General features: G+C 64.8%; 12 protein-coding genes. 7 read left to right on the top strand and 5 right to left on the bottom strand.

From position 1 onward, the window contains the following. The first annotated feature begins 113 nt into the window (after positions 1-113). Together secG and PH551_RS15805 are read left to right on the top strand one after the other, a co-directional pair. Entirely contained in the window at positions 114-638 is a 525-nt protein-coding gene (gene secG / locus PH551_RS15810) for a preprotein translocase subunit SecG (protein WP_285193694.1), read from the top strand. A 142-nt stretch (positions 639-780) separates the two neighbouring features. Then, the gene (locus PH551_RS15805) at positions 781-2,409 is read left to right on the top strand and encodes a CTP synthase (protein WP_004673124.1); all 1,629 of its coding nucleotides are present in this window, start codon (positions 781-783) and stop codon (positions 2,407-2,409) included. A 59-nt stretch (positions 2,410-2,468) separates the two neighbouring features. On the opposite strand, the gene PH551_RS15800 is transcribed toward PH551_RS15805, so the two are convergent. Beyond that, positions 2,469-3,557, bottom strand: coding sequence for a citrate synthase/methylcitrate synthase (locus PH551_RS15800; protein WP_285193693.1), 1,089 nt, complete (start codon positions 3,555-3,557; stop codon positions 2,469-2,471). Positions 3,558-3,640: 83 nt separating this feature from the next. Between PH551_RS15800 and PH551_RS15795 the strand changes: the two genes are divergently transcribed. The 5 genes from PH551_RS15795 (at position 3,641) to PH551_RS15775 (ending at position 10,038) form a co-directional block, all read left to right on the top strand. After that, complete coding sequence (locus PH551_RS15795; protein ID WP_285193692.1) at positions 3,641-4,786, top strand: citrate synthase; 1,146 nt, start codon at positions 3,641-3,643, stop codon at positions 4,784-4,786. Between the two features lie 124 nt (positions 4,787-4,910). Beyond that, a complete protein-coding gene (locus PH551_RS15790; RefSeq protein WP_285193691.1) occupies positions 4,911-5,429 on the top strand; it encodes a FecR domain-containing protein in 519 nt (172 codons plus the stop codon). Positions 5,430-5,434: 5 nt separating this feature from the next. Further along, positions 5,435-7,291, top strand: coding sequence for a CHASE2 domain-containing protein (locus PH551_RS15785; protein ID WP_285193690.1), 1,857 nt, complete (start codon positions 5,435-5,437; stop codon positions 7,289-7,291). A 98-nt stretch (positions 7,292-7,389) separates the two neighbouring features. After that, entirely contained in the window at positions 7,390-9,336 is a 1,947-nt protein-coding gene (locus tag PH551_RS15780; protein ID WP_285193689.1) for a DEAD/DEAH box helicase, read from the top strand. 42 nt (positions 9,337-9,378) lie between these two features. Further along, the gene (locus PH551_RS15775; RefSeq protein ID WP_285193849.1) at positions 9,379-10,038 is read left to right on the top strand and encodes a class I SAM-dependent methyltransferase; all 660 of its coding nucleotides are present in this window, start codon (positions 9,379-9,381) and stop codon (positions 10,036-10,038) included. Positions 10,039-10,054: 16 nt separating this feature from the next. Here PH551_RS15775 and PH551_RS15770 read toward each other — a convergent pair whose 3' ends face one another. Genes PH551_RS15770 through trpD form a run of 4 tightly spaced genes read right to left on the bottom strand, consistent with a single transcriptional unit; the run spans position 10,055 to position 13,612 of the window. Next, complete coding sequence (locus tag PH551_RS15770) at positions 10,055-11,278, bottom strand: molybdopterin molybdotransferase MoeA (RefSeq protein WP_285193688.1); 1,224 nt, start codon at positions 11,276-11,278, stop codon at positions 10,055-10,057. Further along, on the bottom strand, positions 11,275-11,772 hold the full coding sequence (gene moaC / locus PH551_RS15765) for a cyclic pyranopterin monophosphate synthase MoaC (RefSeq protein WP_285193687.1): 498 nt from the start codon (positions 11,770-11,772) through the stop codon (positions 11,275-11,277). The genes PH551_RS15770 and moaC overlap by 4 nt, the downstream gene beginning before the upstream one ends. Position 11,773: 1 nt before the next feature. Continuing rightward, complete coding sequence (gene trpC / locus PH551_RS15760) at positions 11,774-12,586, bottom strand: indole-3-glycerol phosphate synthase TrpC (RefSeq protein ID WP_285193686.1); 813 nt, start codon at positions 12,584-12,586, stop codon at positions 11,774-11,776. A gap of 9 nt (positions 12,587-12,595) precedes the next feature. Continuing rightward, positions 12,596-13,612 (bottom strand): anthranilate phosphoribosyltransferase, encoded by a 1,017-nt coding sequence (gene trpD / locus PH551_RS15755; RefSeq protein ID WP_285193685.1) that lies wholly within the window; start codon positions 13,610-13,612, stop codon positions 12,596-12,598. Positions 13,613-13,617: the final 5 nt, after the last annotated feature.

The raw sequence follows: 13,617 nt of genomic DNA, 5'->3' as shown, positions 1-13,617 counted from the left end.
TGTTCATAGCTCGGTTTATTCCGGCAGAAGGGCTTGGAATAGGCGAGAGCCTCATGTAAAGAGCCGCCAGAATTCTTACTTATGTCCGTCTCCAGGCGGGCAGGACTGGACCCATGCAGACAGTATTGATTGTCATCCATCTCATGATCGTGCTCGCCCTCGTCGGCGTCGTGCTCATCCAGCGCTCGGAAGGCGGCGGCCTCGGCATCGGCGGCGGTTCGGGCTTCATGTCGGCCCGCGGCACGGCCAATGCGCTGACCCGCACAACCGCGATCCTGGCGACCCTGTTCTTCCTCACCTCGCTCGGTCTCGGCATATTGACGCGCTACGAGGGCCGTCCGAGCGACATCCTCAACCGCATCCCCGCGACGAGCGGCCAGGGCAACGGCATTCTCGATTCGCTCGGCGGCGGCACACAGCCCCCGGCGAACCAGCCGGCCGGCAACGGCGTTCCGAGCAGCGGTGCGGCTGCGCCCGCACAACAGGCTCCGGCCGCGCAAGCTCCCGCAGCAGAGGCTCCGGCAGCCACCGCGCCTTCGACGACTGCTCCGGCAGCAACTGCCCCATCGACGACTGCGCCGGCAGCCCCGGCCGCGCCGGCACCGGCTCAGCCCTCCGGCGTCCCGACGGGACAGTAAACCGGGCTTCGACATAAACCGCCGGCAGGCCCTCGGGTCTGCCGGTTTTCTTTTGTGCAGATTCCCGGTCAGGCTCCGAAAATTCTGGAAAAGAATTTTTGGGCTGGTGGAATCGTTTTTGAAAAGGTATCCGGTGAATCCCATGGCGCGATACGTATTCATCACTGGCGGCGTGGTTTCCTCTCTCGGAAAAGGAATTGCGGCCGCGGCTCTCGGAGCGTTGCTGCAGGCCCGTGGATATCGGGTACGGCTTCGCAAGCTCGACCCCTATCTGAACGTGGACCCGGGCACGATGAGCCCGACCCAGCACGGCGAGGTCTTCGTCACCGACGACGGCGCGGAAACCGATCTCGATCTTGGCCACTACGAGCGCTTCACGGGCCGTTCGGCGACCAAGACGGACAACATCACCACCGGCCGCATCTACAAGAACATCATCGACAAGGAACGGCGCGGCGACTATCTCGGCGCGACGGTGCAGGTCATTCCGCACGTCACCAACGAGATCAAGGATTTCGTCACCGAGGGCAATAAGGATTACGACTTCGTCATCTGCGAGATCGGCGGCACGGTCGGCGACATCGAGGCGATGCCCTTCATGGAGGCAATCCGCCAGCTCGGCAACGACCTGCCGCGCGGCACCGCCGTCTACGTGCATCTGACGCTGATGCCTTACATTCCGGCCGCCGGCGAGCTCAAGACCAAGCCGACCCAGCATTCGGTGAAGGAGCTGCAGGCGCTTGGCATTCACCCAGATATCCTGCTGGTGCGCGCCGACCGCGAAATTCCGGAAGCCGAGCGCCGCAAGCTGTCGCTGTTCTGCAACGTGCGTCCGTCGGCCGTCATCCAGGCGCTCGATGTGGCCAACATCTACGACGTGCCGATGGCCTACCACAAGGAAGGCCTCGACGACGAAGTGCTCGCGGCTTTCGGCATCGAGCCGGCGCCGAAGCCGCGCCTCGACCAGTGGGAAGAGGTCTGCAACCGCATCCGTACGCCGGAAGGCGAGGTGACGATCGCGATCGTCGGCAAATATACCGGTCTGAAGGATGCCTATAAGTCGCTGATCGAGGCGCTGCATCACGGCGGCATCGCCAATCGGGTCAAGGTCAAGCTCGAATGGATCGAGTCGGAGGTCTTCGAAAAAGAAGATCCCGCACCTTATCTCGAAAAGGTGCATGGCATCCTGGTGCCCGGTGGCTTCGGCGAGCGCGGCTCCGAGGGCAAGATCCATGCGGCGCGCTTCGCCCGCGAGCGCAAGGTGCCTTATTTCGGCATCTGCTTCGGCATGCAGATGGCCGTCATCGAGGCGGCGCGCAATCTCGCTGATGTGCCGGACGCGTCGTCGACCGAGTTCGGCCCGGCGAAGGAGCCGGTGGTCGGCCTGATGACAGAGTGGGTCAAGGGCAACGAGCTGCAGAAGCGCACGGCGGCCGGCGATCTCGGCGGCACCATGCGCCTCGGCGCCTACAAGGCGGCGCTGAAGAAGGGCACGAAGATCTCGGAGATCTACGGCTCGACGGATATTTCCGAGCGTCATCGCCACCGGTACGAGGTCAATATCGACTACAAGGACCGGCTCGAGAGCTGCGGCCTCGTCTTCTCCGGCATGTCGCCGGATGGCGTGCTGCCGGAGACGATCGAATATCCCGATCATCCCTGGTTCATCGGCGTGCAATACCATCCCGAACTGAAGAGCCGGCCGCTCGATCCGCATCCGCTGTTTGCAAGCTTCATCGAAGCAGCAACCGAGCAGAGCCGTCTCGTCTGACGACTGCGGCGCCAGATCGCGCGGCTATCGCGCGATCTCGTCAATCAGCCATTCTATTTTCAGGCAGCGGTCGGCAGCGGCCCGATATAGACCGAACGCGGGCGGATCAGCCGGCCGTCGAGCGCCTGTTCGCGAGCATGCGCCAGCCACCCCACAGTGCGGCCGATCGCAAAGACGCCGGTGAAGGCCTGGCGCGGGAAGCCCAGCGCTTCGAGCAGCAGCGCGGTATAGAATTCGACATTGACCTCGAGCCGCCGGTTGGGCTTGCGCGCTTTCAGGATCGCCAATGCGGCGGCTTCCACCGCCTCGGCGAGTTCGACGCGGGCGCTGTCGACCTGGCCTGACGAGATCAAAGGCGTCAGCGCGCCTTTCAGCGCATCCGCGCGGGGATCGCGGACGCGGTAGATGCGGTGGCCGAAGCCCATCAGCCTTTCGCCGCGATCGAGTGCATCGGCGAGCCATGTGCCGGCATTATCCGGCGTTCCCACCGCATCCAGCATATCGAGGACGGGACCGGGCGCGCCGCCATGCAGCGGCCCCTTCAGCGCGCTCAACGCCGCCAGAACCGAAGAGGTGAGGCCAGCCTGCGTCGAGGCGATGACCCGCGATGCGAAGGTCGAGGCGTTGAGCCCATGGTCTGATATCGTCACGAGATAGGCGTCGAGTGCCGCCGTCTGCTCCCTGGTCGGCAATCGTCCGATCAGCATGCGCAGGATATCGGCCGCTTGTGGCAGCGAGGCGTCGGGCGCGATCGGTTTTTGCCCGCGCTGCAGCCTGAGAACCGCCGGCAGGAAGACCGCCGGCGCTGCCAGAAGGCTGAGCGCGACGTCGAAATCCTCGCCATCGGACAGCCGGGCTAACAGTGCCCGCATCGCATCGACCGGCGGCAAGGCGATCAAGGCGGCGTCGGCGGCTTTGATATGGGCGAAAACCTTCGTTCGTGCCTGTGCCAGCCAGTCGCGTAAGAGCGCCTCATCGAAGCTTCGCTCCATCAAGCCGTCGAGCAGCAGTGCAGCGACGCGCTCATAGGTGCCGCCTGCGACCAGATGATCCAGCGATACGCCGCGGATGATCAGTCGACCCGCTTCGCCATCGACATCCGACAGCTGCGTTTCGGCGGCAATAACATCTTCCAGGCCGTTTTTCATGTGGGTTCTCCTTTACGGCTCGAATGATCCGACCTAGTCTTATTGACGTCAATCTTGACGCAATTGATCAATGTGAGGCTGTGATGCCGTGGTTGACCACCCACGAGGCGCTGCAGGCGCTGAAGACCAAACCGCAGACGCTCTACGCCAATGTCAGCCGAGGGCGCATCCGCGCCAAGCCCGATCCCGCCGATCCGCGCCGCAGCCTCTATCACGCTGCCGACGTGCGGCGGCTTGCAGATCGCCATGCCGGCCGCCGCAAGGCCGAAATAGTGGCGGCCGAGACGATCCGCTGGGGCGATCCCGTACTTTCCTCGGCAATCTCCACCGTGACCGGCGGACGCCTTTTCTATCGTGGGAAGGATGTGGCCGGTTTCGCCGAGACGGCGACGCTGGAGCAGACCGCGGCATTGCTGTGGAATGGAGCGGAGACGCCTGCCTCCTCGACCGCGACCACGCATGGCTCTCCATCGCTTCAGGCCGCGTTCCTGGCGCTTGCCGGGCGGGTGACATCGGACCTACCGTCGCTTGGCCGCTCGCCGGCGGCACTCCGGCGTGAGGCGCAAGGAATTCTCGCCACGATCGCAGATGCGTTGGCACCAGGCGCTTCGGACCGGCCGCTGCATCTCAGACTTGCGGCAAGCTGGCAGCGGCCGGAGGCCGGCGAATGCCTGCGTCGCGCGTTGGTGCTGCTTGCCGATCATGAACTCAACGCCTCGGCCTTTGCTGCACGAGTCACGGCCTCATCGGGTGCGGCGCTATCGGCCGCCGTAATTTCCGGCTTGGCGACGCTGACGGGACCGCTGCACGGCGCCGCCTGGCAGAGCGTTGATGCATTGATCGAGGCAGCCTGCGCCCTCGGTCCGGCGCAGGCAATCCGCCGCACCCTTGCCCAGGGCAATCGCTTATCAGCCTTCGGTCATCCGCTTTATCCGGACGGAGATATCAGAGCGTTGGCGCTGCTTTCGCAATTTTCACTGCCACCTGAGTTCGCCGAGGTCAGGGATAGGGGCGAGGAGATCATCGGGGAAAAGGTCAACGTCGATTTCGCTCTTGCCGCGATGTCCGCCGCCTTCGATCTGCCGAAAGAGGCGCCGATCGTCATTTTTTCGCTTGCACGCTGCACCGGCTGGCTCGCGCATGCGATGGAGCAGATCGAAAGCGGCGAATTGATCCGGCCACGGGCACGTTATACCGGACCGGCGCCCGATATGAAGAGCAGCACTTGAGGATGCGGGGTTCGCTTTTTTCGCCTATTGAAATATCCGAATTCGGCTATCATGCCTCGTATGGAAGAAGACGGTTGGCGGGCGCTTTCGCAGATGCAGTTCCGCCCGGTCACGGGGGCTTTCCATGAATATAACGGTTCTCAAGCTGTTTGCCGCCGGGCTCGCTGCCGGCCTCATTCCGCAGGGCGCGGTACTCGCGCAATCTGCGGGCTGCGCGATCTCGCGCGATGGCGGCGCCCGCCAGACGCTCAGTTGCCCTGGTGGCGTCAAGGTGACGGCGGAGGCCGGCGCGTCTTTCCAACTCTCCGACCGCAATCGCGACGGCAGTCCCGATTCGGCGTCGCTACGGCGCAAAGCGATCCTCGTCGATGTCGACGGCAGCCAGCATGCGGGTGGTTTCCAGGTGGTGACACCGCAGGCGATCGCTGCCGTGCGAGGCACACAATGGGCTGTCGACGTCGCGGGCGACAAGACCTCGGTCCTTGTCGTCAGAGGCAGCGTGGGCGTCCGCCGGCCTGCCGGCGAGCCGGTGGTGCTGTCACCGGGCGAGGGCGTCGATGTTAGCAGCGGAACCGAACCGCTGGTCGTGCGCCGCTGGCCCGCGCCCCGCGTCGCCGCCCTTCTTGCCCGCCTCGGCCAATAAATGCCATGAGTCACCGCTTGCTGACCGTGATCGCGCTGCTGCTCGCCGGTCTTTGGGGGGCGGCGCTCGGCTATCTCAATCTCAATGGCGGGATAGGCTTTCTCGACCGGATGGAGGCCTCGCTCGCCGACATTCGCAGCATCGTCGTCGGAGCGAAGGCGCCGCCTCCCGTCGTCTCGATCGTCGCAATCGACGACCGTACGGCGGCGGCCCACGGCTATCCGCTCGACCGGGCGACACTGGCGCGTCTGGTCAATGCAATCAACGCTTTGAAGCCGAAGGCTCTGGCTCTCGACATCCTCCTCGTCGATCCGGGACCGGAGGAGGGCGATGCAGCACTGACCGCTGCCCTTGGAGAGGGACCGAGCGTGATTGCGGCGGCGGCCACCTTTGCGCAGAGCCGGCAGCGGGTTACCGACTTGGCGGACGATCCGCTTGCCGCCATCCCTGAAGCAGATCAGCTTCTCTTGCCGCTTCCGCGCTTTGCCAGCGCGGCCGCGGTCGGTGTCGTCAATGTCGCCACCGACCAGACCGGCACGCCTCGTTTCATTCCACTGATCTCGCGCGCCGCAGACCGGTTGGATCCGGCTTTTCCGCTGCGAGCCGCCTCGGTGGCGCTCGGTGTCGATCCCAGCATCGAACGCGATGCGATCATGCTCGGAGCATTGCGCATTCCCACGGATATCGGCCAGCGCCTACCGGTGACCTTCTATGGCCGGCGCGGCAGCATCGCCACGTCAAGCGCCGCCGATGTGCTTGATGGCAAGCTGGCGGCGGACGCGGTCAACGGCCGCATCGTCGTCATCGGCTCGACTGTCACCGGCGGCGGCGACGTCTTCCCGACGCCCTTCGATCCCGTGATGCCGGGCGTAGAGGTGATGTCCACCGCGATCACCCATCTCGTCACTGGCGACGGCATGGTGCGCAACCACAGGATCAGGCTGATCGATGCCGCCATCGCCGTCGGGCTGGCGATCATGCTGGTTTCGCTGACCGCCTGGCGGCGAAGTGCTGCGGGCTATGCCATCATAGTGCTGGTGTTGGTCGTCTGGGCAATGCTTAATCTGGCGGCGTTTGCGCATGGCTATTGGCTAAGTGCCGCCCTGCCGATCGCCGCAGCGTTGCCGCCAGTGCTGATCTTCGGCGCAGCCGAGCTCTGGCTCGACCGCGGCCGCGCTCGCCATTTCGCCGAGCAGAGCGCGCTGCTGCAGCGCATCGAGGCGCCCGGTCTTGGAGAATGGCTGGCGCGCCATCCGAACTTCCTCGCCGCCCCGGTGCGCCAGAACGCGGCCGTCGTCTTCATCGATCTCTCGGGCTTCACCGGCCTCAGCGAAACCCTCGGGCCGGTCAAGGTGAGCGAGATGCTGAGTGGTTTCTTCGAAATCATCGATGAGGAGGCACGGGGCCACGGCGGCGCCATTACCAGCTTCATGGGCGACGGGGCGATGATCCTGTTTGGCCTGCCGGAAGTCGCCGACGACGATGCCGCCCGGGCCATCGCCTGCGCGGTGCGGCTCTGCGAGCGCACCCGCGCCTGGCTTCGAACGCAGGGGGGCTTTGCCGGGAAGAAAATCGGTTTCAAGGTTGGCGCCCATTGCGGGCCGATCGTCGCCTCGCGGCTCGGCACCGGCGACAGGCAGCAGATCACGGCGGCGGGCGATACGGTGAACGTCGGGAGCCGCCTGATGGAGGTCGCTGCCCGCCATGGCGTCGAGCTGGCACTCAGCGCCGAAATCGTCGGCGCCGCAGGGCCGGACAGCGTGCTCCTCAAATCAGGCCGGATCGAAGGGCCGCTGGAAACCGAACTGCGCGGCAGGGCAAGCCATATTGATGCCTGGCTGTGGCGCAGCCGCACGCTTTGACAATCGCTGCGGGAGCGGCTAGGAACGGCGCATATATCCCGCCGGCTGGCTCCGGCCATGGCGCATTTCGCGCCTGAAAGCTCCGAAAGATCGAACTCATGACAGAATTCAACGGCGTCGTTCCGGCGATCGCCAAGGCGTTGCAGAAACGCGGTTACGCCGAACTCACCCCGGTACAGCAGGCGATGCTCGATCCGGCGCTTGCCGCTTCGGACGCACTCGTCTCGGCCCAGACCGGCTCCGGCAAGACCGTCGCCTTCGGATTGGCGCTGGCGCCGACGCTTCTCGACGGTAGCGAGCGCTTCGGTGCTGCCGGCGCCCCGCTTGCGCTGGTCATCGCGCCGACGCGGGAGCTTGCCCTGCAGGTGAAGCGCGAACTCGAATGGCTTTATGAAATGACCGGCGCGGTGATATCAAGCTGCGTCGGCGGCATGGACATCCGCAGCGAGCGCCGGTCGCTCGAGCGCGGCGCCCATATCGTCGTCGGCACACCCGGCCGGCTCTGCGATCATATCCGCCGCCATGCACTCGACATGTCGGAGCTGAAGGCGGCTGTGCTCGACGAGGCCGACGAGATGCTCGATCTCGGCTTCCGCGAGGATCTGGAATTCATTCTCGACTCGGCGCCGGACGAGCGCCGCACGCTGATGTTTTCGGCAACGGTGCCGGCGGCGATCGCCAAGCTCGCCAAGAGCTACCAGCGCGATGCCGTGCGGATCAGCACCGCGGCCGAGGAGAAGCAGCATGTCGATATCGAATATCGGGCGCTTGTCGTGGCGCCGAGCGACCGCGAGAACGCGATCATCAACGTGTTGCGCTATTACGAGGCGACCAACGCCATCGTGTTCTGTTCGACGCGCGCCGCCGTCAATCATCTGACCGCGCGCTTCAATAACCGCAATTTTTCCGTGGTAGCGCTGTCCGGTGAGCTGACGCAGAACGAGCGCAGCCACGCGCTGCAGGCGATGCGAGACGGGCGCGCCCGCGTCTGCATCGCAACCGACGTCGCCGCCCGCGGCATTGACCTGCCGGGTCTCGACCTCGTCATCCATGCCGACCTGCCGACCAATCCGGAAGCGCTGCTGCATCGCAGCGGCCGCACCGGTCGCGCCGGTCGCAAGGGCATCAGCGCCATGATCGTGCCGCTGAATGCCCGGCGCAAGGCCGAGCGCCTGCTCGAGAATGCCGGCATTTCCGCTGCCTGGGCGCGGCCGCCGTCGGCCGAGGAGGTGAGCGAACGCGACGACGAGCGGCTGCTCGCCGATCCGATCTTCCACGACGCGCCGCAGGAGGAAGAGCGGGGACTGGTGCAGCAACTGCTTTCCAGCCATGGCGCCGAAAAGCTCGCCGCCGCTTTCCTGCGCCTTTACCGCACGAATCATTCGGCGCCGGAAGATCTGATCGAGGTTACCGTTCAAGACGATCGCAGCCGTAGGCGCCGTGACAATGCCGCCCCCTTCGAGCCGGCGCAAAAGGGACCGCGCGAAGATTTCGGCGCGAGCGTCTGGTTCTCGGTCTCGGTCGGGCGCAAGCAGAATGCCGAGCCGCGCTGGCTGATCCCGATGCTCTGCCGTAACGGCAACGTCACGAAACGCGAGATCGGCGCGATCAAGATGCAGCCCGAGGAAACCTATGTGGAGATTGCGGCAGCGAGCGCCGAGAGCTTCCTGAACGCCATCGGACCGAACAAGGCGCTCGAACGCGGCATCCGCGTGACGAGGCTTGCCGGCACACCGGATTTCAGCCGCGCGTCGTCGCCGAAACCTTATGCCGACAAGGCCCGTGACGAACGGCCTAGCGAGGCGTTCCGTGACGAACGGCCGAAGAAAAAGTTCGGCAAGGGTTCGAGCGGCGGCTATGCGGCAGCCGACAATGGCGGCGGAGAACGGCGCGACGCCAAGCCCTGGAGCAAGAAGGCAAGCAAGCCCGGCTACGATGGCGCGAAATTCGACAAGCCTAGATATGACAAGCCCAAATTCGAGGGCGGCAAATATGAAGGCAAAGGCGGAGCGAAAGGCAAATTCTCGAAGAAAAAGCCGGGCTGATTTCTATCGCGCAGGATTCTTGACCAGCAGGATCAGATGACGATGAAACACTCCGGCATATTTCGTGTCGATCCGGCCGCCTTCATCAAGGCCAATCTGCCGATAGCGGCGGTCCCGTCTATCCCCGAGATCCTGCTCCACTCGGCCGGGCCTGCGAGCGGCCTCTGGCGGCTCGCCGACCGCGGAGAGGCCGATACGCCGCCGTACTGGGCCTATCCCTGGGCCGGCGGCGTCGTGCTTGCCCGCCATCTGCTCGACTGCCCGGAAAAAGTCGCCGGCCGCCGCGTCCTCGATCTCGGTGCCGGCTCCGGGCTGGTGGCCATCGCGGCGGCGAAGGCTGGAGCAGCGATGGTGATGGCGGTCGATGTCGATGCCAATGCGATTGCTGCAATCGGTCTCAACGCAGCCATCAACGGCGTGACCATCTCGGCGGTCGCCGCCGATATCCTCGATGCGCCGCCACCGGAAGCGACTGATCTGATCGTGGTCGGGGATCTTTTCTATGATCCCTCGCTTGCCCTGCGCGTATTGGCCTTTTTGCGGCTTTGCCGGGCAAGCGGCATAGAGGTGCTGGTCGGCGATCCCGAGCGAGCCTATTTGCCGGATCGAGAACTCAGGCGAATCTCGACACAGGCGGTTGCGGACTTCGGCGCGACTGCCAGCAGTAGCGCGGTGCAAGCGGGCGTTTTTTCGCTCTCCTGATCGGGAAGAGGCGAGACTATACGAGAAGATCCGGCCGCAGCAGCATGACAGGGCAGTGTGCTCCGGCCGGGAGTTCCGGCGCGTGCGGCGGACGGATAATGAGACAGTCGGCTTGCGCGAACACCTTCATCATCGAGGAATCCTGCTTGCCGAAGGGCTCGGCGAGCCAGTTTCCGGAAACGGACTTCGTAAGTTTCGCTCTGATATAGTCCTGCCGGTGATCATTGGCGCGCAGTGTGACGGCAGCCTCCACCGTCGTCTCACGCCGTACCGGCGGCAGGGAGGCGAGCTTGCGAATCAGTGGCTCGAGGAACAGCAGCGAACAGACGAGGCTTGAAACCGGATTGCCGGGCAGCCCGAGCACATGGGTTTCGCCGAAGCTGCCGACCATCAGCGGTTTGCCGGGGCGCATGGCGATGCGCCAGAAATCGAGCTGCATCCCGGCTTCGATCAGTGTGGCCTGCACCAGATCATGATCGCCGACCGACGCGCCGCCGAGCGTGACGACGACGTCGGCCTTGGCATCCCGGGCCTTATCGACCGCTGCGGTGATTTTTGCCTTGTCGTCGGGCACGATGCCGAGATCGAGTACATCGGCGCCGGCTTTGCGGGCCAGGGCTGCGATACCGAAGGTATTGGAGGCGATGATCTGCGAAGGTCCGGGCGTGCTTCCGGGCGGCAGCAATTCGTCGCCGGTTGCCAGGATGGCAATCAGCGGGCGCTTGAGAACCTCGACATCGGGCCGGTTCATGCCGGCCGCGACCGTCAACCGGGGGAAATCGAGCACGGTGCCGGCAGGCAGCACCGCTTCGCCTTCGGCGAAATCCTGACCGCGGGGGCGCACATGCTGGCCTAGCCGCACCGGGAACCTGGTTCTGATGCCGCCGTCGATCTTCTCCGCATCCTCCTGCAGCAGGACGCTGTCGGCCCCCGGCGGAACAGGCGCGCCGGTGAAGATACGCACGGCCTCTCCCTGGCCGACGCTTCCGTCGAAGCCGTGGCCGGCGGACGACGTGCCGATGACCTTCAGTTCAGCACACGGCTCCGGTGCGTCCTCGCGGCGCAGCGCATAGCCATCCATTGCCGAGGCATTGAAGGGCGGCTGGGTCAGGCGCGCGGTGAGATCAACGGCCAGCACGCGGCCCTCAGCCTCGGAAAGCGGCAACGTCTCGGACGCGGCGACGGGCTTTGCGCGGGTGAGCAGGCGGTCCAAAGCGTCGGCGACCGGCAGAAGGTTCATCTTGCCTCCGGATGACGGAAATCGCCTGATTTGCCGCCGGACTTTTCGAGCAGCCTGATGGCGCCGATCTCCATCGCCTTGTCGGCGGCCTTGGCCATGTCATAGATCGTCAGACAAGCGACCGAGACGGCGGTCAGCGCCTCCATCTCAACACCGGTCTTGCCGGTCAGCTTGGCGGTGGCGGTGACGCGCAGGCCGGGCAGGGCGGCATCTTCCTCGATTTCGACCGTGACCTTGGTCAGCATCAGCGGATGGCAGAGCGGGATGAGATCGGCGGTGCGTTTTGCCGCCATGATGCCTGCAAGGCGCGCCGTGCCGATGACATCACCCTTCTTGGCATTGCCCTGACGGATGAGCGCAAGAGTTTCCGGCGCCATCTTCACATGACCCTCGGCGGTGGCGATGCGCACCGTCTCGGCCTTGTCGGAGACATCGACCATATGCGCCTCGCCGGAGGCATCGATATGGGTCATACCGGACTTTGCGCCGCTCATATCATTCGGCCGCGATGGCGGCTTCGCCGAAGAGTAGCGCCCGGGTGGCGGCCGCCACGTCGTCCTTGCGCATCAGGCTCTCGCCGACAAGGAAGGTATTGATGTCGACGGCCTGCAGGCGCTGGCAATCGGCATGGGTGAAGATGCCGCTTTCTCCGACGAGGAGCCGATCACCGGGGACCATGGAGGCAAGCGTCTCGCTGACCGTCAGGCTGACTTCGAAGGTCCGCAGGTTGCGGTTGTTGATGCCGATAAGCGGCGAAGAGAGCTTCAGCGCCCGCTCCATTTCCGGCGCGTCGTGAACCTCGACCAGCACGTCCATGCCGAGCGAAAAAGCTTCGTCCTGCAGACGCTCTGAATCGTCATCGCTCAGCGACGCCATGATCAGCAGAATGCAATCGGCCCCCCAGGCGCGCGCCTCGTGGACCTGATAGGTCTCGAACATGAAATCCTTGCGCAGGGCGGGCAGCGCGCAGGCAGCACGGGCCGCCGTCAAAAATTCCGGCGCGCCCTGAAAGCTCGGCATATCGGTCAGCACGGAAAGGCAGGCGGCGCCGCCGGCTTCATAGGCTTTTGCCAGCGCCGGCGGATCGAAGTCCGGGCGGATTAGGCCCTTGGATGGGCTTGCCTTCTTGATCTCGGCAATGAGACCGAACTGGCCAGCCTCACGCTTGGCAAGGAGCGCCCGATGAAATCCGCGAGGCGCTGACTGATCGGCCTGCATTGCCTTCAAATCGGCGAGCGACACCGCGGCTTTGGCGGCGGCTATTTCCTCGCGCTTATAGAGTTCGATCTTTTTCAGGATATCGGTCATCGGCCAATCCTAATCGATATCGTTGGAAACGGCGATGAGTTTGTCGAGGGCGAGCGCCGTGGCGCCGCTATCAAGCGAATGCGCGGCCAGCGCCATGCCGTCGCGGATCGTCTCGGCTTTGCCCGCGATGACGAGCGAAGCGGCGGCATTGGCGAGCGAGACATCGCGATAGGCATTCTTGGCGCCGCCGAGCACTTCGCGAAGCGCTGCGGCATTGCCGACGCCATCACCGCCCTTGATATCGGCGAGCATGCAGGGGCTGACGCCGAAATCGGCGGGCGATAGCTCGAAAGTACGGATCTTGCCGTCTTCGAGCGCCGCCACCTTGGTGACGCCGGTCGTGGTGATTTCGTCGAGGCCATCGCCATGGACGACCCAGACGCATTCGGAACCGAGATCGCGCATGACTTCCGCAAGCGGCACCAGCCATTGCGGCGAGAAGACGCCAAGCAGCTGGCGGCGGACGCCGGCTGGGTTGGAAAGCGGCCCGAGCAGGTTGAAGATGGTGCGCGTGCCAAGTTCGACACGCGAGGGGCCGACGTGGCGCATGGCGGAATGATGCAGCTGGGCGAACATGAAGCCGACCCCCGCATCCGCGATGCAGCGCGTGATGATCTCGGGACCAACATCGATATTGACGCCGAGAGCTGCCAGATTGTCTGCTGCGCCCGATTTCGAGCTCAGTGCCCGGTTGCCGTGCTTGGCGACGGGCACACCGGCACCGGCGACGATCAGTGCAGCCAGCGTCGAGATATTATAGGTGCCGCTGGCATCGCCGCCGGTGCCGACGATGTCGATGGCATCGGCCGGCGCTTCGACGGTCAGCATTTTCGACCGCATGGTGTTGACGGCGCCGACGATCTCGTCGACGGTTTCGCCACGCACGCGCAGCGCCATCAGGAAGCCGCCGATCTGCGAGGGCGTCGCCTGGCCCGACATCAGGATCTCGAAGGCGGCACGGGCCTCGTCACGCGTCAGCGGCTCGCGGCTCGCGGCCTTGGCCAGGAACGGCTTCAGATCGGTCATAAAAC

This window comes from Rhizobium atlanticum, from assembly GCF_030182485.1.
Lineage (GTDB): Bacteria > Pseudomonadota > Alphaproteobacteria > Rhizobiales > Rhizobiaceae > Rhizobium.
This window is presented reverse-complemented; position numbering and strand designations above follow the sequence as displayed.